This window comes from Kitasatospora setae KM-6054, from assembly GCF_000269985.1.
GTDB classification, from domain to species: Bacteria; Actinomycetota; Actinomycetes; order Streptomycetales; family Streptomycetaceae; genus Kitasatospora; species Kitasatospora setae.
Genome location: NC_016109.1, coordinates 6,299,125 through 6,323,066 on the forward strand (window position 1 = coordinate 6,299,125; position 23,942 = coordinate 6,323,066).

The 23,942-nt window shown below is 74.6% G+C and carries 18 protein-coding genes and 1 riboswitch; of the genes, 4 read left to right on the plus strand and 14 right to left on the minus strand.

The features are described from left to right. Positions 1-11 precede the first annotated feature (11 nt). Positions 12-1,400, plus strand: coding sequence for a DUF4190 domain-containing protein (locus KSE_RS27880; protein WP_014138707.1), 1,389 nt, complete (start codon positions 12-14; stop codon positions 1,398-1,400). Between the two features lie 70 nt (positions 1,401-1,470). Here KSE_RS27880 and KSE_RS27885 read toward each other — a convergent pair whose 3' ends face one another. From KSE_RS27885 to KSE_RS27905, 5 genes are all read right to left on the minus strand, one after another. Further along, positions 1,471-2,916: a cobyrinate a,c-diamide synthase gene (locus KSE_RS27885; RefSeq protein ID WP_014138708.1), complete on the minus strand. Its 1,446-nt coding sequence runs from the start codon at positions 2,914-2,916 to the stop codon at positions 1,471-1,473. A gap of 13 nt (positions 2,917-2,929) precedes the next feature. Continuing rightward, positions 2,930-3,526 carry a cob(I)yrinic acid a,c-diamide adenosyltransferase gene (cobO, locus tag KSE_RS27890; RefSeq protein WP_014138709.1) on the minus strand — a complete coding sequence of 199 codons (597 nt, stop codon included), beginning with the start codon at positions 3,524-3,526 and terminating at the stop codon, positions 2,930-2,932. Between the two features lie 5 nt (positions 3,527-3,531). Then, complete coding sequence (locus KSE_RS27895) at positions 3,532-5,562, minus strand: putative cobaltochelatase (RefSeq protein ID WP_051055974.1); 2,031 nt, start codon at positions 5,560-5,562, stop codon at positions 3,532-3,534. Positions 5,563-5,597: 35 nt separating this feature from the next. Then, a complete protein-coding gene (locus KSE_RS27900) occupies positions 5,598-7,148 on the minus strand; it encodes a cobyric acid synthase (protein ID WP_014138711.1) in 1,551 nt (516 codons plus the stop codon). A gap of 94 nt (positions 7,149-7,242) precedes the next feature. Beyond that, entirely contained in the window at positions 7,243-8,199 is a 957-nt protein-coding gene (locus KSE_RS27905; RefSeq protein WP_014138712.1) for a cobalamin biosynthesis protein, read from the minus strand. A 31-nt stretch (positions 8,200-8,230) separates the two neighbouring features. Continuing rightward, a riboswitch (cobalamin riboswitch) is annotated at positions 8,231-8,360 on the minus strand. Between the two features lie 214 nt (positions 8,361-8,574). Here KSE_RS27905 and KSE_RS27910 point away from each other — a divergent pair. Continuing rightward, positions 8,575-9,699, plus strand: coding sequence for an alpha/beta hydrolase family protein (locus KSE_RS27910; RefSeq protein ID WP_033258705.1), 1,125 nt, complete (start codon positions 8,575-8,577; stop codon positions 9,697-9,699). A 402-nt stretch (positions 9,700-10,101) separates the two neighbouring features. Beyond that, entirely contained in the window at positions 10,102-11,448 is a 1,347-nt protein-coding gene (locus KSE_RS27915) for a hypothetical protein (protein ID WP_014138714.1), read from the plus strand. A gap of 82 nt (positions 11,449-11,530) precedes the next feature. Here the strand turns inward: KSE_RS27915 and KSE_RS27920 are convergent, their stop codons facing one another. The 9 genes from KSE_RS27920 to KSE_RS27960 form a co-directional block, all read right to left on the minus strand. Further along, positions 11,531-12,406 carry a CDP-alcohol phosphatidyltransferase family protein gene (locus tag KSE_RS27920; protein WP_407927454.1) on the minus strand — a complete coding sequence of 292 codons (876 nt, stop codon included), beginning with the start codon at positions 12,404-12,406 and terminating at the stop codon, positions 11,531-11,533. After that, positions 12,393-13,070 (minus strand): phosphatidylserine decarboxylase, encoded by a 678-nt coding sequence (locus tag KSE_RS27925; protein WP_014138716.1) that lies wholly within the window; start codon positions 13,068-13,070, stop codon positions 12,393-12,395. The genes KSE_RS27920 and KSE_RS27925 overlap by 14 nt, the downstream gene beginning before the upstream one ends. Positions 13,071-13,448: 378 nt before the next feature. Then, positions 13,449-14,651, minus strand: a complete 1,203-nt coding sequence (locus tag KSE_RS27930; RefSeq protein WP_014138717.1) for an acyl-CoA dehydrogenase family protein — start codon at positions 14,649-14,651, stop codon at positions 13,449-13,451. Between the two features lie 163 nt (positions 14,652-14,814). Next, positions 14,815-15,312, minus strand: a complete 498-nt coding sequence (locus KSE_RS27935) for a MaoC family dehydratase (RefSeq protein WP_014138718.1) — start codon at positions 15,310-15,312, stop codon at positions 14,815-14,817. Positions 15,313-15,316: 4 nt separating this feature from the next. Then, complete coding sequence (locus KSE_RS27940) at positions 15,317-16,276, minus strand: HpcH/HpaI aldolase/citrate lyase family protein (RefSeq protein WP_014138719.1); 960 nt, start codon at positions 16,274-16,276, stop codon at positions 15,317-15,319. Between the two features lie 21 nt (positions 16,277-16,297). Continuing rightward, positions 16,298-18,322: a protein meaA gene (locus KSE_RS27945; protein ID WP_014138720.1), complete on the minus strand. Its 2,025-nt coding sequence runs from the start codon at positions 18,320-18,322 to the stop codon at positions 16,298-16,300. Continuing rightward, on the minus strand, positions 18,322-19,659 hold the full coding sequence (gene ccrA / locus KSE_RS27950) for a crotonyl-CoA carboxylase/reductase (RefSeq protein ID WP_014138721.1): 1,338 nt from the start codon (positions 19,657-19,659) through the stop codon (positions 18,322-18,324). Before ccrA ends, KSE_RS27945 begins: the two co-directional genes overlap by 1 nt. A gap of 369 nt (positions 19,660-20,028) precedes the next feature. Next, positions 20,029-20,931 (minus strand): TetR family transcriptional regulator, encoded by a 903-nt coding sequence (locus tag KSE_RS27955; RefSeq protein ID WP_014138722.1) that lies wholly within the window; start codon positions 20,929-20,931, stop codon positions 20,029-20,031. Positions 20,932-21,137: 206 nt separating this feature from the next. After that, positions 21,138-22,937, minus strand: a complete 1,800-nt coding sequence (locus tag KSE_RS27960) for a 3-hydroxyacyl-CoA dehydrogenase family protein (RefSeq protein WP_014138723.1) — start codon at positions 22,935-22,937, stop codon at positions 21,138-21,140. A 422-nt stretch (positions 22,938-23,359) separates the two neighbouring features. Here KSE_RS27960 and KSE_RS27965 point away from each other — a divergent pair, with 422 nt between their 5' ends. Beyond that, positions 23,360-23,941, plus strand: coding sequence for a Uma2 family endonuclease (locus KSE_RS27965; RefSeq protein WP_014138724.1), 582 nt, complete (start codon positions 23,360-23,362; stop codon positions 23,939-23,941). Position 23,942: the final 1 nt, after the last annotated feature.

A 23,942-nucleotide genomic window follows, 5' to 3' on the forward strand; every position in this document is an offset into this window, starting at 1 on the left:
GGGGAACACCGATGTCGTTCGAGCAGGGGCACACCGGGAAGGACGACCCGGCCGCCGCCCGGGACGACACCCCGCCCGACCCGCCCGCCTTCTCCCTGGAGAAGCCCGCCCCCGCGCCCGTCTCTGACGCCACGTCTGACGCCGCGCCCGTGCCTGACGCTGTGCCTGACACCGAGCCCGGACCCGAGCCCGCCGCCGCGAACCCCTGGGCGCCCCCGGTGCCCGCCCCCGCCCCCGCTCCCGGCGTCCCGTCGCCCGGTGCTCCCGTCCCCGCCCCCGCCGCGGCCAACCCGTGGGCCCCCGTCGAGGCCCGCAGCCCGTGGGGACAGGGCGTCCCGGTGGGTCAGCCGGTCGGCTACCCGGCCTACCCGCCGCCGCCGAGGGATCCCTCGCTGTACAGCAACGGGGTGGCCATCGCCGCGCTGGTGGTGAGTTTCCTGTGCTTCTTCGGGATCATCGGGATCGTCCTGGGCATCGTCGCGCTGGTGCAGATCAAGCGGACCGGCCAGCGCGGCCGGGGCATGGCGATCGCGGCGATCTCGGTCGGCACGGTCTGGCTGCTGCTGCTCGGCCTGACGATCGCGGGCGGCGCGTACGACGCGGCGGACCGGCCGTCCGCCCGCCGTTCCGGCTCCGACTTCCTGGCCGCGAACTCGCCGTTCCGGCTGCGCACCGGCGATTGCGCGACCCTGGTGGGCCACATCGCGACGAAGAAGCCCGACTGTTCGGCGCCGCACAACGTCGAGGTCTACTGGGTCGCGGTGGTCAGCCGGGAGGGCAACGGCTACCCCGGCGCGAAGCCGCTGCAGAAGCAGGCCGCCGTGGCCTGCGCGCAGCACATCGACCAGTACCTGCCGGACAGCTGGGCGCTCCCGGACGACGTCGACCCCACGTACGCCATCCCCGACCGGGAGGAGTGGGACGAGGCGGGCAACCGGTGGATCATCTGCCTCCTGCAGACCACCAAGCCCCGCACCGGCTCGCTGCACCAGGAGCTGACCTCCGACCAGAAGCAGTTCCTGGACGTCACCAACGCGTTCGAGGACGTCCGGTACGAGAACGCGGAGGAGGACTTCGAGACCGCGAGCGACCTGGCGGGCTTCCGGCGCTGGGCCACCGAGCTGTCCACCGCGGCCGACCGGGAGGCGGGCCGGCTGGAGGCCGCCACGTGGGCCGCCGCCGACCGGGGGACCGTCGCCCGGCTGGCGGGCGAGATGCGGGTCGCCGCCCAGCACTACCGGGCCGCCGCCGCGGGCGGGGACCTGGCCGCCGTCCACCGCGAGTTCAGGACCGCCGAGGAACACCTCGGCGCGGACCTGGTCGCCGAGCTGCGCCGCCAGCTGGGCCTGGCCACCGAGGACCAGCGCGGCGCCGGGACGCCCTCCCAGCAGGTGGTCTGACCCCTCGGACGGGTCGGGGCCGGGCGGAGACGCCCCCACCCGGCCCCGACCCGTCCAGGCCCCCGCCCGCTCAGTCCCGCCCGGCGGTCCCGGCCGCCCAGGCCGCCGCCTGCCGGACCAGCCGGGCGGGCAGCGCGGGCGCGCCCGTCCAGTGCAGGTGCAGGTAGGAGGCGTGCACCGAGCCGTGCAGGTGGCCCTCGGTGTGCGGCCCGGTGGGGGTGCGCCAGCCCCAGGCGGGGGACGGGCCGGCCGCCGGGTCGGTGGCGGTGCGGTGGAACTCGTGGCCGCGGACCCGGGAGCCGGCCGCCGCCAGCGGGGAGTCCGCGAGCGCGACCGCCTCCCGGTAGCCGAGGGTCAGCCGGGGCGTCATCCGGGCCGCCGTGTCCAGCACCCCGCACATCGGCAGGCCGTCCAACTCCCGCCCCAGGTAGAGCAGTCCGGCGCACTCGCCGACCACCGGGGCCCCGGCGGCGGCCAGTTCGGCGACCGCCCCGCGCAGCGCCGCGTTGGCGCTCAGCTCGGAGACGTACACCTCGGGGAAGCCGCCGCCGATCACCAGCGCGGCCGTCCGCTCCGGCAGTTCCTCGTCGTGCAGCGGGTCGAACGGCACCACCTCGGCGCCGGCCGCGGCCAGCAGCTCGGCGTTCTCCGCGTACGAGAAGGAGAACGCCGCGCCGCCCGCCAGCGCGATCCGGGGCCGGGGCCCGGCGACCGGCCCGCCGCTCACCGGCCCGCCCTCGGCCGCCGGCCCGCCGCTCACCGCCGCGTCCTCGCCGACCGGCCCGACCTCGGCCGCCGCGTCCCAGGGCGCGGCGGTGAGCGGCGGGGCGGTCCGGGCCAGCGCCAGCACGGCGTCCAGGTCGACCGAGCGGCCGACCAGCTCGCCCATCTCGCGGACCGCCCGCAGCGCCTCCGCGGAGCGCTCGACGGCCGGGACGAGCCCCAGGTGCCGGGACGGCGTGTCGACCGCCCCGGCCCGGCGCACCGCGCCCAGCACCGGCACGCCCGAGCCCTCCTCCAGGGCCTCGCGCAGCAGCGTCTCGTGCCGGTCGGAGGCGACCTTGTTCAGGATCACCCCGGCCAGCCGGACCTCCGGGTCCCAGGACGCGAAGCCGTGCACCAGCGCCGCCACCGACCGGGACTGCGAGGAGGCGTCCACCACCAGCACCACCGGCGCCCGCAGCAGCTTCGCGACCTGCGCCGTCGACGCCAGCTCGCCGCGCCCGGCGGCCCCGTCGTACAGGCCCATCACGCCCTCGACCACGGCGACGTCCGCCCCGGCCGCGCCGTGCGCGAACAGCGGGGCGATCCGCTCCGGGCCGCTCATCCAGGCGTCCAGGTTGCGGCCCGGGCGCCCGGCGGCCAGCGCGTGGTAGCCGGGGTCGATGTAGTCCGGGCCGACCTTGTGCGGGGAGACCTTCAGCCCGCGCGCGGCCAGCGCCGCGATCAGGCCGGTGGCCACCGTCGTCTTGCCCGCCCCCGAGGACGGCGCGGCGACCACCAGCCGCGGAATCACCGTGTTCAACCCGCTACCACTCGATACCGCGCTGGCCCTTGCGGCCCGCGTCCATCGGATGCTTCACCTTGGTCATCTCGGTGACCAGGTCGGCCAGTTCGAGCAGCGGCTCGGGCGCGTGGCGGCCGGTCACCACCACGTGCTGGCTGCCCGGGCGCCCGCGCAGCACCTCCACCACCTCCGCCACGTCGATCCAGCCCCAGTGCAGCGGGTAGGTGAACTCGTCCAGCACGTAGAAGCGGTACGTCTCGGCCGCCAGGTCGCGCTTGACCTGCTCCCAGCCCTCCCGGGCCGCCTCCTCCGAGGACTCGATGTCGCGCTGCACCCACGACCAGCCCGAACCCATCTTGTGCCAGGCCACCGTGCCGCCCTGCCCGGACCCGCCGAGCACCCGCAGCGCGTTCTCCTCGCCGACCTTCCACTTCGCCGACTTCACGAACTGGAACACCCCGATCGGCCAGCCCTGGTTCCAGGCCCGCAGCGCCATCCCGAACGCCGCCGTCGACTTGCCCTTGCCCGGCCCGGTGTGCACCGCCGTGATCGGCTGGGTCCGGCGCTGACGCGTCGTCAGGCCGTCGTCCGGGACGTTCTCCGCCACTCCCTTGGGCATACCGCTCACGCCGCCTTTCGCGTCGTCGTCATCGTCATCGTGGTCCGGGCCTCCCGCACCAGCGAGGCCACCCCCTCGGCCCGCAGCTCGTCCAGGCTCACCGCGTCACCGTTCAGGTGCGCGGCCAACTCCCGTGCCAAGCCCAGCCGGACCGGGCCGGACTCGCAGTCCAGCACCACCGCGGCCACGCCCTGCGCCGCCAGCAGGCCGGCCGCCCGGCGGGCCCGCGGCAGCGCGTCCTTCCCGCCGGTGGCCCGGCCGTCGGTCACCAGCACCAGCAGCGGACGCCGGTCCGGGTCGCGCAGCCGCTCCACCCGCAGCACCTCGTGCGCCCGCAGCAGGCCCGCCTCCAGCGGCGTCCGGCCGCCGGTCGGCAACTGCTCCAGCCGGGCCGCGCCCACCTCCACCGAGGAGGTCGGCGGCAGCGCCAACTCGGCGCCCGCGCCCCGGAACGTCACCAGCCCGACCTTGTCGCGCCGCTGGTACGCGTCCATCAGCAGGGACAGCACCGCGCCCTTCACCGCCGTCATCCGCTGCCTGGCCGCCATCGAACCCGAGGCGTCCACCACGAACAGCACCAGGTTCGACTCCCGGCCCCGGCGCACCTGCTCCCGCAGGTCGTCCCGGCGCAGCACCAGCGCCCGCCCGGCCCGCCCGCGCGCCACCTGGTGCGGGGCGGCCGCGCGCAGCGTCGCGCTCAGGTGCAGCCGGGACAGCCGGCCGCGCGGGCGGCGGGCCCGGATGGTGTGCCCGGCGTCCGTCTCGGCGGGGGAGCGCCGGCCCTGCGCGCCCCGGCCCGTCCCGTCCACCGTGAACAGCCTGGTGCGGTACGGCTGATCGGCCGCGACCGGCGCCGACTCCCGTCCCCCGCCCGGGCGTTGCCGGGGCGGGGCGGGCGACTCGTCCGAACCGGCCTCCCCGCTCGGGGCGTTGCCGTCACCCGGCTCCGGCTCCGGCGCCCCGCCGCCGTCCGGGCCGCCGCCGTCCGGACCGCCGCCGGGGCCGTCGTCCTCGGGGCCCTCCGGGTCCTCCGGGCCCTCCGGGTCCTCCGGGTCCTCCGGCGGCTGGTGCTCGGCCAGCGTGCGGTCCAGCTGCTCCTCGTCCAGCCCCGGCGCGTCGAACGGGTTGCGCCGCCGCCGGTGCGGCAGCGCCAGCCGGGCGGCGGTCCGGACGTCCTCCTCCAGCACCGCGCCGCGCCCCGCCCAGGCGGCCAGCGCGACCGCCGTCCGGGCCATCACGATGTCCGCGCGCAGGCCGTCCACCTCGAACGCCGCGCAGACCGCCGTGATCTGCCGCAGCGCCAGGTCGGACAGCTCGACGTCGGCCAGCAACTCCCGTGCGGCGGTGATCCGTTCGGCGAGCTCCCGCTCCCGCTCGTCCCAGCGCGCGGCGAAGCCGGCCGGGTCGGCGTCGTACGCGAGCCGCCGGCGCACCACCTCGGCGCGCTCGTCCGCGTCCCGGGTCGCCGCGATCTCCACGGTCAGGCCGAACCGGTCCAGCAGCTGCGGCCGCAGCTCACCCTCCTCCGGGTTCATCGTCCCGACCAGCAGGAACCGGGCCGCGTGCCGCACCGACACGCCCTCCCGCTCCACGTACGAGCGGCCCATCGCCGCCGCGTCCAGCAGCAGGTCCACCAGGTGGTCCTGGAGCAGGTTCACCTCGTCGATGTACAGCACGCCGCGGTGCGCCTTCGCCAGCAGCCCCGGCTCGTACGCCTGCACGCCCTCGGCGAGCGCCCGCTCCAGGTCCAGCGCGCCGACCACCCGGTCCTCCGAGACGCCCACCGGCAACTCCACCAGGAACGCCGGGCGTTCGGCCGCCGCCCCGCCGTCGTGCGGCCCGTCCGGGCACTGCGGGTCCGGCGCCGCCGGGTCGCAGGCGAACCGGCACCCCGGCACCGTCGCGATCGACGGCAGCAGCCCTGCCAGGGCCCGCACCATCGTCGACTTCGCCGTCCCCTTCTCGCCCCGCACCAGCACCCCGCCCACGGCCGGCGAGACCGCGTTCAGCAACAGCCCCAGCCGCAGGTCGTCCATGCCCACGATCGCCGTGAACGGATAACGGGCCTCGGTCACTTCGCACTCCCCATCTCCAGCGGGGCCGGGGCCCCGGGCGGCACGAACGGCAGACCCGCCGGTGCCCCGTTCTCGATCAGCTTCCACAGTGCGTCCGTGTCGGCGTGCTCGGCGACCAAGTCGCCCAGCGCGTCGAGCTGTTGCTCGCGGGCCGCGGCGAACGAGGTGTCCGGCGCCGGGACGAACGCCCGGCCCGCCGCGCGGGCCGCCTCGGCCAGGAAGGCCCGGCGGAACGCGTCGTTCTCCAGCACCCCGTGCCAGGTGGTGCCCCACACCGGGCCCAGCCGGCAGCCGTCCAGCGGGCGGCCCGCGTCGTCGGTGACGAACGGCTCGCCGCCCTCCACCGCAACCACCCCGTGGTGGATCTCGTAGCCCTCGACCCGCTCGCCCAGCGCCACGCCCGCCGGCCGGGCCAGCACCTTCTCGGCGCCGAACACCACCCGGGTCGGCAGCAGCCCCAGGCCCGCCACCGGGCCGGACGACTTCGACTCCACCGCGTCCACGATCTCCCGGCCCAGCATCTGGTAGCCGCCGCACACCCCCAGCACCGGCAGCCCCGCCGCGACCCGCGCCGCCAGCGGCTCCGCCAGGCCCCGCGCCCGCAGCCAGGCCAGGTCCGCGACGGTGGCCCGGGTGCCCGGCAGCACCACCAGGTCGGCGTCCGCCAGCTCCTCCGGGCGGGTCGCCCAGCGCACCAGCACGCCCGGCTCCTGCGCCAGCGCGTCCACGTCCGTGAAGTTCGACAGCCGCGGCAGCCGCACCACCGCGACCCGCAGCACCTGCGCCCCCACCGGCCCGCCCGCCGACGGGCGGGCCGCCACCGAGGCCAGGTCGAGCGAGTCCTCCGCGTCCAGCCACAGGCCCGGCAGCATCGGGAACGTCCCCAGCACCGGACGGCCCGTCAGCCCGCGCAGCATCTCCAGGCCCGGCGCCAGCAGCCGGGCGTCGCCGCGGAACTTGTTGACGAACCACCCGGCGACCAGCGACTGGTCGTCCGGCGACAGCAGCGCCAGCGTCCCGAACATCGACGCGAACACCCCGCCCCGGTCGATGTCGCCCACCACCACGACCGGCAGCCGGGCCGCCGACGCCAGGCCCATGTTGGCGATGTCCCGGTCCCGCAGGTTGATCTCCGCCGGGGAGCCCGCGCCCTCGCACACCACCACGTCGAACCGCGACCGCAGGTCCGCCAGGCACTCCAGCGCCCGCTCCAGCAGCACCGGCTTGCGGTCCCGGTAGTCCAGCGCCCCGACCTCCGCGACCGCCCGGCCCAGCAGCACCACCTGGCTGCGCCCGTCCGCGCCCGGCTTCAGCAGCACCGGGTTCATCGCCGCCTCCGGCGCCACCCCCGCCGCCTGCGCCTGCATCGCCTGCGCCCGCCCGATCTCCGCCCCGTCGGCCGTCACGAACGAGTTCAACGACATGTTCTGCGCCTTGAACGGCGCCACCCGCACCCCCTGCCGGGCCAGCCAGCGGCAGATGCCCGCCGTCACCACGCTCTTCCCCGCGTCCGAGGTCGTACCGGCCACCAACAGCGCGCCGTTCACGGCAGAACTCCTTCGAGGAAGCGGAGCGGGAGGAGGAGAAGAGGAGCGGGCAGGCCGGAGGCCCGCCCGGGGCGGGGCGGTCGCGACAGCGGGCTCACCCGCGCCGTACCCGCCCGCCCAGCGCCCGCCCGCCCAGCGCCCGGGCGGTGAGCGTCGTCGCCAGCGCGAGCGCGCCGACCCGGCGCGACAGCCGGCAGGCCCGGGCGATGTCGGCCGCGCCGACCGGCGGCAGTTCCGCGCCCAGCACCGGCCGGTGCTCGACCCGCTCGCCGTAGCGCAGCGTCCCGCCCAGCCGCACGCCCAGCGCGCCCGCGAACGCGGCCTCCGCCTGGCCCGCGTTCGGGCTCGGGTGCGCGGAGCCGTCCCGCCGCCAGACCCGCCAGGCGCGGGTCGGGGCGCCGGACGCGGCGACCGTCAGCAGCGCGGTCAGCCGGGCGCCCGGCCACCCCGCGACGTCGTCCAGCCGGGCCGACGCCCAGCCGAACCGCCGGTAGCGGGCCGACTTGTGCCCCACCATCGCGTCCAGCGTGTTCACCGCCCGGAACGCCAACAGCCCCGGCACGCCCGCGACACCGCCCCACACCAGGGCGTTCACCACCGCGTCCGCGGTGTTCTCGGCGACCGACTCGACCACCGCCCGCGCCACCTGCGCCTCGTCCAGGCCGGACGGGTCGCGCCCGCACAGGTGCGGCAGCCGCTCCCGGGCCGCCGACAGGTCGCCGTCCGCCAGCGAACGGCCGATCGCGGCCGCCTCCCGGGTCAGCGACGTCCCGCCGAGCACGGTGAACACCGCCCCGGCCGCCAGCGCCCCCCCGGCCAGCGGCGAACGCCGCACCGCCCGGCCGGCCAGCACCGCCCCGCCCGCGACCGCGCCGACCGCGAGCGCCGCGTGCAGCGCCCCCGCCCCCCGGTGGTCACGCCACAGCCGGCGCTCCAACCGGCCCGCGGCGGCGCCGAACAGGGCGACGGGGTGTCCGCGCCGGGGGTCTCCGAACCGGGCGTCCGCGAGATATCCCGCGACCGCGCCCACCAGGTACGGGGCAGCCCGCATGGCGTCGTGTCCTCACTCAGGGTCCGCGCCCTGGATCGACGGAACGGAGGCCAGAGTCTCCTGACTTCCGGCCACCCCCGCGCGGGGTGTCCGGTCACAGTGGCGGGACCGCGCCGGACTCGCACCGGCTTCCTCTGCTTGCCTCCGTTTGGCCCGAAGATCCCACCACGCCCGCTTCGCGGCAGTCAACCGACCCGACGGAGCGTTTGGTCACACACCGTCGCCATCCCGCTTCGTCCCCTCCCTCGCCCCGGCCCCCGCCCCCGGCCCCCGCGCCGCCGTCGCCCGTCACCCGCATCGCGGCCCCGAATGGCCGTCCGGCTCCGGGGCAGGTGCACTGGGAGGCACAGCACCGCCAGCACCCGGGAGACCGCCATGCGTTGGGGAACCGCAGCCGCCGTCGCGGCCGCCGCAGTAGGGACCGGGACGGCGGCGTTCCTGCTGCTGGGCCGGAAGGTGTCGGACCGGGTGGTGCGGCCCGGGGCCGGGGGGCAGGTGCTGTCGGCGCCGGTGCCGGTCGAGGTGGTCGCGCTCGGGCCGGGGCGGGTGGTGCTGACCGCGACGCCGGAGACCCGCCGGCGCGGCACGTACGCGCTGGAGTGGCCCGGCGGCGGGCACGCCGTGGTCGGCGCGGTGCTCGACGAGTCCGGCGGCCGGGTCACCCGGCGGCTGGAGCGGGCCGACGGCGGCACCCTCGCGGTCGGCACCGCGGTCGAGGTCACCGCGCGGGTGCTGCGCGGCGACCCGCGCACCGCGCTCGGCCTGGACTACACGGACGTCGCGGTCGCCGCCGACCTCGGCAACCTGCCGGCCTGGCGCACCGCGGGCGCCCGCGGCACCTGGGTGCTGCTGGTGCACGGCCCCGGCACCGACCGCGAGCAGTGCCTGCCGGTGCTGCCGCTGCTGCACGCGCTGCGGCTGCCCGCGCTGGCCGTCAGCTACCGCGGCGACCGGGGCGCGCCCGCCTCGCCCGACGGCCTGGGCCACTTCGGCGAGACCGAGTGGCAGGACGTCGACGTGGCGATCCGGTACGCGCTGGCCCAGGGCGCCGGGCAGGTGGTGCTGTACGGCTGGTCGGTCGGCGCGACCATCGCCCTGCACACGGCCGCCCGCTCCACCTGGCGGGACCGGATCGCCGGGGTGGTGCTGGACTCCCCGGTGCTGGACTGGACCGAGACGGTCCGCCGGGAGACCGGCCGGGCCTGGTCCTCCCCGGCGCTGGGCGAACTGGGCGCGCTCGCCGCCGAGGGCCGCACCGGCGTCGACCTGGCCGACTTCGCCCGGATCGCCTCCGGCGCCGACCTTCCCGCCCCCGCCCTGCTGCTGCAGAGCCCGGACGACCCGGTCGCGCCGTGGAGCGCCGCCCGGCGCCTCGCCGACGGCCGGGACGACCTGGTCAGCCTGCACCCGGTGCCGGGGGCCGGCCACGCCGCGCTGTGGAACGCCGACCCGGCCGGGTACACCGAGGCGCTGCGCCGCTTCCTCACCCCGCTGCTCTGAGCGATCGGGCCCGTACGGCGGGTTCGGGCGGCGGAGCAGCGGGAACCGGAACGCCGGGTACCGCGTCTCCGTCTCGGAGTGGTCACCATGCCTGCCATGTCCACGTCGAGAAACGGAGTGCTTCGTACCGTTTCGCGGCGATTCGTCCCCCGGCAGTTCGAGGCGTTCGGACAACGGGCCGAGACAGGTCGACAGTCGATGTGACAGAAGGCCCGTACAAGGGGAAGACTGCACGGCGTGACGTCTCGGAACCCGCGCGACCGTGATGCCCCGCACCCGCCCCACCGCACCGGTGCGACGGTGACCCGTCTGCCCGGAACGGCGGCCGTCGGTCGTGTGGAGGGCACCCCCCCCGCCGCCGCCCCCCGCCGCCGGGTCCCCGCGAAGCCTGGACGCGGCCGGGTGCCCGTCCCCGACGGCTTCCCGGCGCCCTCCGAGCTCGCCCCGCTGGCCCGCCGGATGCTCGCCGACGCCGTGCGGGTCGCCCGCTGGGCGGGCGAGCTGTCCGAGGTCGACAAGCGCGGCGAGCTCCTCCCCGAGGACGCCCGCGCCGCCGGCCGGGCCCTCGCGATGACCGTCGGCGCCGCCGCCAACTCCTGGGGCCAGGCCCTGCTGGTCGGCCTGGTCGAGCTCCGCGACGGCGGGGCCGGGCCGGGCTGGCGGCTGCACGCCTGGGAGCACGACGACGAGGCGGTGATCCGCGGCTGGTCCGCGTTGTTCGACGCCTGGACGCTGCTCGCCCCCGTCCCGCCCGCCGCGCTGCGCGGCGTCTTCGCCCAGCTGGCCGGCCAGGCCGTCGACCAGGCCCCCCAGCTGCTGTCCTTCCTGCACCTGGTGGACGGCCCGGTCGCCGACAGCGAACTGCTCGAACTGCTCCGCCGAGGCCTCGACGAGCGCCGCCTCGGCCCCAGCTCCGGCACCTTCCCGCTGTCGCCCGTCCCGCACGCCGCGTTCGCGGTCTCCGCCGTCCGCGGCACCTGCCGCGAACCGCAGATCGACACCCCGCACTCGCCCGCCGACGTCGCCGCCGTCCTTGACTGGATGCTCGACGGCCTGGCCGCCGTCGGCGCGCTCGGCCGCCGCGACGAGGCCGCCGAGCTCTCCCCGCTCGGCCACTGGGCCGTCCGGGCCAAGCTGGAGGAGATCTGCACCGTCGCGCAGACCGCCGCCGGCCACATCGAGCAGAGCGCCGCCGAGCTGCTCAGCGCCTGCGCCGACTACAGCCCGGGCCCGGCCCGCGCCGAGTTCCGGGCCTGGGTCGCGGCCCGGCCGGCCGACCGCGCGGTCGCCGAACTGCTGGAGGCCGCCCGCGGCGAGGACGCGCTGGTCCGCGGCCTGGCCTTCGAGGCGCTGCGGGTGGTGGCGGGCTCCACCGCCGAGCAGGGCGTGCGCGCCGCCGTCGAGGAGCCCGTCCTGCGCCCCTACGCGCTGCTCTGGCTGGCCGAACAGCTGGACGAGGACGGGGTCTCCCCGGCCGACGTGCTCGGCGCGGAGGACGCCGCCTGGCTGTGGGTCGACACCGCCGCCGCCGTCCTGGACCACGGCGAGACCGCGCTGCTGGTCGGCCACGTCGAGGGCGCCTCGGCCGGCGAGCCGGTGCGCCTGTTCCACCGGGCCCGGCAGTCCGGCCACCCGCGCGCCGCGAGCGTGCTGACCGCCGTCGCCTCGGTCCACCCGGACCCGGCGGTGGCCCGGGCCGCCCGCCGCAGCGCCTTCTCCGTCCACAACGGCGGCAACGGCGGCGCCTGAGCGGCCGGCCGCACCGCGCGCACGAAGAAGCCGCCCTCCCGGAGAACTTCCCGGGAGGGCGGCTTCCTCGTGCGGTGGCGTCTCAGCCCCGGTTCTCCGCCCGGCGCGCCCGCACCACGCCGACCTTCTCGCCGACCTTGCGGCGGATGACCAGCAGCGGCGCCATCGCGGCGAGCGCGATCTGGGCGACCGCGCCGATGTGCATCAGCGTGTCGCCGCCGGGCAGGCCGGCCGCCCAGGAGGCGAGGCAGCCGATCGAGACGACGATCCAGGCGAGCGTCGCGGTGGCGAGCAGGCCCTGCGGCTTCGGGTACTCGATCCGGCTGACCATCAGGTAGGCCACGCCGAAGATCATCAGCAGGCCGGGGACGAACGGCGGGTCGAGCAGCACGATCGCCAGCACGGTCATCGCGCCCATCGGGCAGGGCATGCCCTGGAAGATCCCCGGCCGCATCTTGACCGCCGAGAAGCGGGCGAGCCGCAGCACCACGGCGAGCAGCACGGTCAGCGCGATGAACGCGGACAACTGCTGGTTGGTGCCGGGGGAGACCAGGCCCCAGACCGCGACGAAGTAGGCCGGCGCGATGCCGAAGCTGATCAGGTCGGCCAGGTTGTCGAGCTCGGCGCCGAGCGCGGAGGAGCGCAGCTTGCGCGCCACCAGGCCGTCGAAGAGGTCGCACATCGAGCCGATCAGCAGCAGCGTCACCGCGGTGGCGGCGCTGTGCTTGACCGGGGCGGCCGACTCGTTGGTCAGGTGCGGCATGAGGATCCCGGTGGTGATCGAGTAGATCGCCAGGAAGCCGCAGACGGCGTTGCCCAGGGTGAGGAAGTCGGCGGTGGACAGGTGCTGGGGGGAGCGGGGGGCGCGCAGCTCGCGGTCCCGCGCCCAGCGGCGGCGGCGGAGCTCGGTCGACTCGTCGTCGAGCTCCATCAGGGTCTCAGGATCAGTCACGGTCAAGGCGCGTCACCCCGGCGGTGGTCTTCTGGCCGACCGTGACGCCGACCTCGACGCCCGCCGGCAGGTAGGTGTCGACGCGGGAGCCGAAGCGGATCAGACCGACCCGCTCGCCCTGCTCGACCTTGGTGCCGGCGTCCACGTAGGGGACGATGCGGCGGGCCACTGCGCCCGCGATCTGCACCATCTCGATGTCGCCGAGCTCGGTGTCGAAGTGCCACACGACACGCTCGTTGCGGTCGCTGTCCTTGTTGAACGCCGGGACGAACCCACCGGCGATGTGCTCGACCGACGTCACGGCGCCGGCCAGCGGCGCGCGGTTGACGTGCACGTTGAGCGGGCTCATGAAGATCGCGACGCGGGTGCGCCCGTCCGGCCACTCGTCGATGGACTGGACCACGCCGTCGGCCGGGGAGATGACCCGTCCGGCGCCGATCTCGCGCTCCGGGTCGCGGAAGAACCACAGCATGCCAGCGCTCAGGGCACAGGCGGGCACGGCCGCCAGGGCCCACTTGCCGGAGCGCCGGGTGAGGGCGGTCGTCACGGCGGCGGTGGCCAGCGTGGGAACGAACCAGGGGGTGGCACCGCGCGCGATGGTCACGCGGGGACGCCGACCCTCGGGTCCGGGACCCTGGACGGAGGTGTGAGGGGACGGGCTGATGGGCATCGAGGACCTTTAGTCGCGGCCCCGCGCGGGGACACTGAATGGCCCCTGGACGGGGGCCACCGCGGGGATCGAGTTGTGTGGACGGCTGCTGTCCGGGTGGATGCTATCGGGACCTGCCCGTATCTGGGCAAGCCGCCTGCTAGTCGAACTACGCCTGCCCGCCGAGACGGGTACCTGCTATGTGTACGACCGTAACCGGAGCCGGGGCGGTTCCCCAAGAGGTCTGGTGTCACGGGTGATTCACGTCTCAGTGACGGCGGAGTGACACGCGGTGCGCGGAGGCGTTCCCCCGGCGCTCGACGGCACCCGCACGCGGGGGGAACGCCCCGGGCGCCGCCCCCCGGTGCCGGGGGGGCGGGGGCGGCGGCGGGGGCGCGGTCAGTCGGCGAGCCGGTACTCCTCCAGGAGCCGGCGTCCCACGATCATCTTCTGGATCTCCGCCGTACCTTCACCGATCAGCAGCATCGGGGCCTCCCGGTACAGCCGCTCGATCTCGTACTCCTTGGAGAAGCCGTAGCCGCCGTGGATCCGGAAGGAGTCCTCGACGACCTCCTTGCAGTACTCGGAGGCCAGGTACTTGGCCATCCCGGCCTCCAGGTCGTTGCGCTGCCCGCCGTCCTTCCGCCGGGCGGCCATCACCATCATCTGGTGCGCGGCCTCGACCTTGGTGGCCATCTCGGCCAGCTTGAACTGGATCGCCTGGTGCTCGGCGATCTTCTTGCCGAAGGTGACCCGCTGCTGCGCGTACGCGATGCCCAGCTCGAACGCCCGCCGGGCCACCCCGCAGCCGCGCGCGGCCACGTTGACCCGGCCGACCTCGACGCCGTCCATCATCTGGTAGAAACCCCGCCCCGGGACGCCGCCGAGCACCCGGTCGGCCGGGACCCGGACGTCCTGGAGCACCAGCTCGGTGGTGTCGACGCCCTTGTACCCCATCTTCTCGATCTTGCCGGGCACGGTCAGGCCGGGCACCGTCGCGTTCGGCCCGAAGCCGGGGGTCTTCTCGATCAGGAAGGTGGTCATGTTCTTGTACGGGGTGCTGCCGCCCTCGTCGGTCCGGCACAGCACCGCGACCAGGCTGGACGTGCCGCCGTTGGTCAGCCACATCTTCTGGCCGTTCAGGACGTACGAGTCGCCGTCCCGGACGCCCTTGGTGGAGATCGCCGACACGTCGGAGCCCAGGCCCGGCTCGGACATCGAGAAGGCGCCGCGCAGCTCGCCGGCCGCCATCCTGGGCAGGAAGTGCTCCTTCTGCTCCGGGGTGCCGTGCGCGGCGATCATGTGCGCCACGATGAAGTGGGTGTTGACGATGCCGGAGACCGACATCCAGCCGCGGGCGATCTCCTCCACCACCAGGGCGTAGGTGAGCAGCGACTCGCCGAGGCCGCCGTACTCCTCGGGGATGGTCAGCCCGAACAGGCCGAGCTGCTTCATGCCCTCGACGATGGCGGTCGGGTACTCGTCCCGGTGCTCCAGTTCGGTGGCGACCGGGATGATCTCCTTGTCGACGAACTCCCGCACGGTGGCGAGGATGTCCCGCTGGATCTCGGTGAGCCCTTCGGTCTGTGCGAGGCGTCCCATCGTGCGGCTCCGTGAATGCTCGTGAGGGTGGGGTGAGGGTTTCGGGGTGGGGATTGGGGGGGCTCCGCGGCGCGTGGCTGCCGCGGAGCCCCCGGGAACCGGGTGCGGGCACGGCCGATGACGGCGGCCGGCCCGGTCCGGGGCTCCTGGGTGCCAGGGGCGGTCAGGAGAGCGGCTCGGGGCGGCCGGGCTGCTCGCCCCCGCGCTCCTTCACGTACGTCTCGGTCGGCACCATCACCTTGCGGCGGAAGGTGCAGACGACGGTGCCGTCCTGCTTGTAGCCCTTGGTCTCGACGTACACGATGCCGCGATCCGGCTTCGATGTCATGCGCTTGTCGAGAACTGTCGTCTCGCCGTACAGCGTGTCGCCGTGGAAGGTCGGCGCGACGTGCCGCAGCGACTCGATCTCCAGGTTGGCGATCGCCTTGCCGGACACGTCCGGGACGGACATGCCGAGCAGCAGCGAGTACACGTAGTTGCCGACCACGACGTTCTTCCCCTGCACGGTGGTGGTCGCGTAGTTGGCGTCCAGGTGCAGCGGGTGGTGGTTCATCGTGAGCAGGCAGAACAGGTGGTCGTCGTACTCGGTGACGGTCTTGCCGGGCCAGTGCTTGTAGACCGCGCCGACCTCGAACTCCTCGTAGGTGCGTCCGAACTGCATCGCGTCAGCTCCCGGGGATCTCGAACTTGGTGGTGCGCTCCAGGCCCGCGGCCCGGCCCTTGCCCGCGATGACCAGGGCCATCTTGCGGCTGGCCTCGTCGATCATCTCGTCGCCGAGCATCGCCGAGCCCTTCGCGCCGCCCGCCTCCGAGGTGCACCAGTCGTAGGCGTCCAGGATCAGCTCGGCGTGGTCGTAGTCCTCCTGCGAGGGCGAGTAGATCTCGTTCGCGGCGGCGACCTGGTCCGGGTGCAGCACCCACTTGCCGTCGAAGCCGAGCGCGGCCGAGCGGCGGGCCACCTCGCGGTAGCCGTCCTGGTTGCGGATCTGCAGGTAGGGGCCGTCGATCGCCTGGAGGTCGTTGGCGCGGGCGGCCATCAGGATGCGCATCAGGATGTAGTGGTAGGCGTCGGCGCCGTAGCCGGGCGGCTGCTCGCCGACCACCAGCGACTTCATGTTGATGGACGCCATGAAGTCGGCCGGGCCGAAGATGATCGTCTCCAGCCGGGGCGAGGCGGCGGCGATCGCGTCGACCTCGACCAGCCCCTTGGCGTTCTCGATCTGCGCCTCGATGCCGATCCTGCCGACCTCCAGGCCGACGGTCTTCTCGATCTGGGTGAGCAGCAGGTCGAGCGCGACCACCTGCCGGGCGTCCTGCACCTTGGGCAGCATGATGCAGTCCAGGTTCTGGCCGGCGCCCTCGACGACGGTGATCACGTCCCGGTAGGTCCAGTGCGTGGTCCAGTCGTTGACCCGGACGACCCGGGTCTTGCCGCCCCAGTCGCCGTTGTTGAGGGCGTCCACGATGTGGTGGCGGGCGCTCTCCTTGACCAGCGGGGCGCAGGCGTCCTCCAGGTCGAGGAAGACCTGGTCGGCGGGCAGGCCCTGGGCCTTCTCCAGGAAGCGCGGGTTGCTGCCGGGCACGGCCAGGCAGGAACGGCGCGGACGGAGGCGGTTGACGCTCATGTGAGGGGGTTCCTTCCGGGGTCAGCTGGTCGCGGCGGTGGTCGCGGCCCATGGCTGGAGCCTGTTGGCCAGCCGGATCTCGTCCACGATCCGGCCGATGATGGTGGTGATGCCGAAGTCCTTGGGTGTGAACACGGCTGCCACGCCGGCGGCCCGCAGGACCTCCGCGTCGGCCGCCGGGATGATGCCACCCACGATCACCGGCACATCCTCCACCCCGGCCCGGCCCAACCGCTGTATGACGTCGGGCACAAGCTCCGGGTGCGCGCCGGACAGGATCGACAGGCCCACGCAGTGCACGTCCTCGGCGACGGCCGCCGACACGATCTGCTCGGGCGTCAGCCGGATGCCCTGGTACACCACCTCGAACCCGGCGTCGCGGGCCCGGACGGCGATCTGCTCGGCGCCGTTGGAGTGCCCGTCCAGGCCGGGCTTGCCGACCAGCAGGCGCAGCTTGCCCGCGCCCAGCTCGGCCGCGGTGGCCGCCACCGCCTCGCGCACCGCGGCCAGCTCGCCGCCCGGCTCGGCCGCGACCGCGACCGGGGCGCCGCCGACGCCGGTCGGCGCCCGGTACTCGCCGAACACCTCGCGCAGCGCGAACGACCACTCGCCGGTGGTGGCACCGGCCCGGGCGCAGGCCAGGGTGGCCGCCATCAGGTTCTCGTCGGTGGCCGCCACCTCCTTCAGCCGGGCCAGCGCCCGCCGGACGGCGGCCTCGTCCCGCCCGGCCCGCCAGGCGTCCAGGCCGGCCAGCACCGCGCGCTCGGACGCCGGGTCGACCACCATGATCGCGGCGTCCAGGTCCGCGGTCAGCGGGCTCTCCTCGGTGCCCTCGAAGCAGTTGACGCCGACGACCTTGTCCTGCCCGGCCTCGATCCGGGCCCGCCGGTCGGCGTGCGAGGCCACCAGGCCGGCCTTCAGGTAGCCGGACTCGACGGCCGGGATCACCCCGCCCATCCCCAGCACCTTGGCGATCTCCGCCTCGGCGCCGGCCAGCAGCTCGGCGGTCTTCGCCTCCACCACGTGCGAGCCGTCGAACAGGTCGCCGTACTCCAGCAGGTCCGACTCGTACGCCAGCACCTGCTGGACCCGCAGCGACCACTGCTGGTCCCACGGCCGGGGCAGGCCCAGCGCCTCGTTCCAGGCCGGCAGTTGGACGGCCCGCGCGCGGGCGTCCTTGGAGAGCGTCACGGCCAGCATCTCCAGCACGATCCGCTGCACGTTGTTCTCCGGCTGCGCCTCGGTCAGGCCCAGCGAGTTGACCTGCACGCCGTAGCGGAACCGGCGCTGCTTGGCGTCCTCGATGCCGTAGCGGGTCCGGGTGACCTTCTCCCAGAGCCGGTTGAAGGCCCGCATCTTGCACATCTCCTCGACGAAGCGGACGCCCGCGTTCGCGAAGAAGGAGATCCGGCCGACCACCTCGCCCATCCGCTCGGCCGGGACCTGCCCGGAGTCGCGGACGGCGTCGAGGACGGCGATCGCGGTGCACATCGCGTAGGCGATCTCCTGGACCGGCGTCGCCCCGGCCTCCTGCAGGTGGTAGCTGCAGATGTTGATCGGGTTCCACTTCGGCAGGTGCGCCACCGTGTAGGCGATCAGGTCGGTGGTCAGCCGCACCGACGGGCCGGGCGGGAAGACGTGCGTCCCGCGCGACAGGTACTCCTTGACGATGTCGTTCTGGGTGGTGCCGGTGAGCTTCGCGACGTCCGCGCCCTGTTCCTCGGCGACCACCTGGTAGAGCGCCAGCAGCCACATCGCGGTGGCGTTGATGGTCATCGAGGTGTTGGTGCGCTCCAGCGGGATCCCGTCGAACAGGGTCCGCATGTCGCCCAGGTGCCCGACCGGCACGCCGACCCGGCCGACCTCGCCGCGGGCCAGCACGTGGTCGGAGTCGTAGCCGGTCTGGGTCGGCAGGTCGAAGGCCACCGACAGGCCGGTCTGGCCCTTGGCGAGGTTGCGCCGGTACAGCGCGTTGGAGTCGCCCGCGGTGGAGTGCCCGGCGTAGGTCCGCATCAGCCAGGGGCGGTCGCGTTCCTGGGCGCCCATCAGACGTTCCGGAAGGCGTTGATCTTGGTGAGGTGCTTGGAACGCAGCTCGGGGTCGGTGACGCCCAGGCCCTCCCGCGGGGCCAGGCAGAGCACGCCGACCTTGCCCTGGTGCTTGTTGTGGTGCACGTCCAGCGCCGCCTGCCCGGTCTCCTCCAGCGCGTAGACCTTCGACAGGGTCGGGTGGATCTTGCCCTTGGCGACCAGCCGGTTGGCCTCGAACGCCTCGCGGTAGTTGGCGAAGTGCGAGCCGACGATCCGCTTCAGCGACATCCACAGGTAGCGGTTGTCGTACTGGTGCATGTAGCCGGAGGTGGAGGCGCAGGTGACGATGGTGCCGCCCTTGCGGGTGACGTAGACGGAGGCGCCGAAGGTCTCCCGGCCGGGGTGCTCGAAGACGATGTCGACGTCCTCGCCGCCGGTGAACTCGCGGATCTTCCCGCCCAGCCGCTTCCACTCGCGCGGGTCCTGGTGGTGCTCGTCCTTCCAGAACCGGTAGCCCTCGGCGGAGCGGTCGATGATCGCCTCGGCGCCCATCGCCCGGCAGATGTCGGCCTTCCGCGGGCTGGAGACCACGCAGATCGGGGTGGCGCCGCCGGCCAGCGCGTACTGGGTGGCGTACGAGCCGAGGCCGCCGCTGGCGCCCCAGATCAGCACGTTGTCGCCCTGCTTCAGGCCGGCGCCGTTGCGGCTCACCAGCTGCCGGTAGGCGGTGGAGTTGACCAGGCCCGGGGAGGCGGCCTCCTCCCAGGTCAGGTGCTTCGGCTTGGGCAGCAGCTGGTTGGTCTTCACCAGGGCGAGCTGGGCCAGGCCGCCGAAGTTGGTCTCGAAGCCCCAGATCCGCTGCTCCGGGTCCATCATCGTGTCGTTGTGGCCGTCGGGGGACTCCAGCTCGACCGACAGGCAGTGCGCGACGACCTCGTCGCCTGGCTTCCAGGCGTTGACGCCGGCGCCGGTGCGCAGCACCACGCCCGCCAGGTCGGAGCCGAGCACGTGGTACGGCAGGTCGTGGCGCGCGGTCAGCGGCGAGAGGCGGCCGTAGCGCTCCAGGAAGCCGAAGGTGGAGACCGGCTCGAAGATCGAGCTCCACACGGTGTTGTAGTTCACCGAGCTGGCCATCACGGCCACCAGGGCCTCGCCCGGGCCGAGTTCGGGCAGCGGGACGTCGTCGAGGTGGAGCGACTTGCGCGGGTCCTTGTCCCGGCTCGCCAGGCCGTCGAACATCCGCTCCTCGCCCTTGTGGAGCGTCACGGCCCGGTAGGACTCGGGCAGCGCCAGGGCGGCGTAGTCGGCGGACGCGGCGTCGCCGCTGAGGATCGCGTCGAGAATTTCCTGCATGGCTGCCTCCGAAGGCGTACCTGTGCGAGGGACACAGGGCGTCTGGGGGAGCCGGGAGCGGACACCGGCTTCGCTGAGGGTGGGTGGGTGCTGCGGGTGCGACGGATGGGTGGAGTCGCGCGGGTGGTGCTGGTCCGCCCCCTCGGTAGGGGACGCCGGAAGACGGCGCGCCGAGGTGGGGAGCCGCGGCGCCGCAGCCGGTGGGAACACCGTAGTGGCACCCTGTGCCACTCGTAAAGACACGCGGTGCCAAGTTCTGGAGTGAGCCAGGACACGCGGTGCCCGCCGCGCCCGGACAGCCCGAAGGCCCGTCCCCGAAATCGGGAACGGGCCTTCGAAACCACCGGTGATCTGCGGAAACCGCCTGGATCAGGCGGGAGTTCTCGCCGCCAGGGCAGCCCGGATGGAATCCACCACGGTCTCCAGCGGTGCGTCCGTCCGGGCGACCGTGATCAGGACCTCGCCCCCCGGGCTGGCACTCAGTGCGCTCACCGCCTCGGCCTCACCGCCCTCCCCACTGGCACCGGGTGCCAGCGTCGCGCCGCGGCGGCGCGCCCCGCTCGGCGGAGTCGGCCAGAACGTCCCCCGGATCACCCCGAACGAGTGGTCGAGCTGCGCCTCCACGTCGCCGTGCCCGCCGGCCCGCAGCCAGCGCCGCAGCACGTGGTTGTGCGCCGCGACCACCGCCGCCGCCGACACCTCCGCCAGCATCGAGTCGTCGTCCCCGCCGCGCTGCCAGCCCGGCGGCGTCTGCTCCGCCGCGTCGAACCGGCCCAGCAGGTAGCGGGTGAACAGCCGCTCGTACCGGGACACCACCGCGATCTCGCGCTCGCGCAGCGCCGAGACCTGCCGGATCAACTGGTAGCGGGCCACCGACATCTCCGGCGTGGAGGCGTACATCCGCAGCACCTCCTTGATGCCGCGGCACACCACGTCCAGCGGGTGCTCCTCGGCGTCGGCACTGGCCAGCAGGTCCGCCACCCGCACCAGGGTGTCGTCGTGGTCCGGGAAGATCGCCTCCTCCTTCGACCGGAAGTACCGGAAGAAGGTCCGCCGGGCGACCCCCGCGGCGGCCGCGATCTGGTCGACCGTCGTCTCCTCGTACCCCTGGGTGGCGAACAGCTCCATCGCCGCGGCGGTCAGGTCCTGGCGCATCTGCAGGCGCTGGGCGGCGGCCCGGCGGCTGCCCGGCCCGGACTCCGCACCCGTACGCGACTGGTCGGGCCCGGCGGCCGGCGGCTGCTGCTGGGCGGGCGAGGTCTGGCGATCCATGCCCGGAACGCTACACGCACCCGGTGCGCCACCGACCTGCCTGCCCCTGCGCACCGGCGCGACCGGCGGCGCCACGGCCGGCCGGGGCCACCGCGCGGCCACCGGACCCGCACCCCAAGGAGGCCGCGCCACAAGCGGGTTGACCCCGCTGGCCGGGGCCGGCCGGCCCTGCGGCGCGGGCACCGGCGGGGGCACCGGACGGCCGGTCATCGCCGTGCGTGGTCGCGGAAACCACGCCCCGTCTTGCGCCCCAGGCACCCCGCCGCCACCAGGTGCTCCAGCAGCGGCGCCGCCGCCAGGCCCGGCTCCCGGAACTCCTGGTGCAGCACCTGCTCGATGGTCAGCGACACGTCCAGCCCCACCACGTCCAGCAGCTCGAACGGGCCCATCGGATAGCCGCAGCCCAGCTTCATCGCGGTGTCGATGTCGTCCACCGTCGCGTAGTGCTCCTGCAGCATCCGCACCGCGTCGTTCAGGTACGGGAACAGCAGCGCGTTCACGATGAAACCGGCCCGGTCGCCGCACTCCACCGGGTGCTTGCCGACCTTCGCGCACAGCTCCAGCACGGTCGCCGTGACGTCCTGGGCGGTCAGCACCGTGGAGACCACCTCCACCAGCCGCATGGCCGGCGCCGGGTTGAAGAAGTGCATCCCCACCACGTCGCGCGGCCGCGAGGTCGCCGTCGCGCACGAGATCACCGGCAGCGAGGAGGTGGTGGTCGCCAGCACCGCGCCCGGCTTGGCGACCGCGTCCAGCGCCGCGAACAGCTCGCGCTTCACCGCCAGGTCCTCCGCCACCGCCTCCACCAGCAGGTCCGCCTCCGCCAGGTCGCCGTACGAACCGGTCGGCGTGACCAGCGCCAGCGCCGCGTCCCTGGCCTCCGCCGACAGCCGGCCCTTGGCCACCGAACGCTCCAGCGACCCCGCCAGCCGGGCCTTCGCCCGCTCCGCCTTCTCCCGGCTGCGGGCCGCCAGCAGCACCGGCAGGCCCGCCTTCGCGAACACCTCCGCGATGCCGGCCGCCATCGTCCCGCTGCCGCACACCCCGACGCTGCGCACCGCGCGCCCGGCCGCCCGCGCCGCGTCCGCCCGCCCCTGCCCCTGCTCCTGCTCCTGCTCCTGCTCGGTGACCACCTGCGAGGAGCCCGGCGCCTCGTACGTGTAGAAGCCGCGGCCCGACTTGCGGCCCAGCAGGCCCGCCGCGACCAGCTGCCCCAGCACCGGAGCCGGGGCGTGCAGCCGGTCCTTCGACTGCGCGTACATCGCCTCCAGCACGGTGCGGGCGGTGTCGATCCCGATCAGGTCCAGCAGCGCCAGCGGGCCCATCGGCAGGCCGCAGCCCAGCCGCATCGCCGCGTCGATGTCCTCCCGGGTCGCGTACCGGGACTCGAACATCGCCGCCGCCTGGTTCAGGTACGCGAACAGCAGCCCGTTCGCGATGAACCCCGCCCGGTCGCCCGCCGCCACCGGCTCCTTGCCCAGGTCGCGCGCCAACTCGGCGACCAGCTCGGCCGCCCGCGGGTCGGTCAGCACCGTGCGGACCACCTCCACCAGGCGCATCGTGTGCACCGGGTTGAAGAAGTGCACCCCCAGCACCCGCTCCGGCCGGCCGGTGGCCGCCGCGATCCGGGTCACGCTCAGCGCCGTCGTCCCGGTCGCCAGCACCGTCTCCGGCGGACAGATCCGGTCCAGCTCGGCGAACAGCGCCCGCTTCAGCTCCAGGTCCTCCGGCACCTCCTCGATCACCAGGCCGGCCGCCGCCACCGCGCCCAGGTCGTCACCGACCTCGATCAGCGCCAGCAGCTCCGCCCGCTCCCCGGCCGTGAGCCGCCCACGCTCCACCGCCCGCGCGGTCGACGCCTCGATCCGGTCCAGCGCCCGCAGCGCCTGCGTCGGGCCGGCCTCCACGCCGATCACCCGCCGCCCGCCGCGCGCCAACGCCACGGCCACTCCGGCACCCATGGTGCCCAGGCCGACCACGGCGACAGTGGGAAAAGGACGCTCCATTGTCCAGACTCCTTAGGTCGTGGCCCGCGCCGCGGCCCCCGCCACCGCCCGGCCGCGACGACGCGGACCCGGACGGAGGGTGTGGCGGGGGAGGGAGTGCCGGCGGCACGGGAGAAACGGGAGGTAACGGGAGAACGCGAGAGGGAACAGGCCCCCGCGCGTACGGACCGGTCCGCTCCGGTTCCGTCGAGTGGGGGGTGCTGCCGAGGTGCCCGGGCGCTCCGACCAGGTCACGGAGCGACGCCGACGCGCACGCAAGGAGAAAGAGAGGAGAACGCGGCCCACCGGTGCGGCTCCCGAAGCCCGGCGCTGACGCGTGCCGACACTGTAGCCCAGCTACCGGCGGGTAGGAAGGGGGAAGTGCGGCACGTCGGAGCGACGACGCGCCCATACTGTGGCCGCAACTGCCGAAGGAGGACACCATGGCTGTCATGACGACCGGGCGCCCGCAGATGGAACTCGACCAGTTCAGAGTGATCGCCATAGCGGCCGAGCGGGAGGACGTGGTGCTCGAGTTCGTCAACGGCAGGATCGGAGTCAAGCCGGTGCCCGACGGCGACCACGGGGAGATCGTCATGTGGTTGCTGGAGCGCTGCATGGCACAGCGCCCGGACCTCAGGCTCTACCCCGAGCAGGGCCTGCAGGTGGCGCACTACCGGAACGGGCTGGCCAAACCCGACGGCTCGCTCGCGCCGCGCCGGCACTTCGCGGGCCAGGGCGAGTGGGCGGACCCGGCCGGAGTGCTGATGGTGGTCGAGGTGACCTCGTACGACGCCGACGCCGGCCGGCGCGACCGGATCGAGAAGCCGAAGGCCTACGCGGAGACCGGCATCCCGGTGTTCCTGCTGGTGGACCGGGACGCCGGGGCCGTCTCGGTGCACAGCGAGCCCGAGGGCGGGCGCTACCGGAGCGTCGTGACGCTGGCCTACGGGCACGTGGTGGAACTGCCGGAGCCGGTGAACGTCACCCTCGACACCGAGGAGCTCAAGGAGTTCAGCCGCTGAG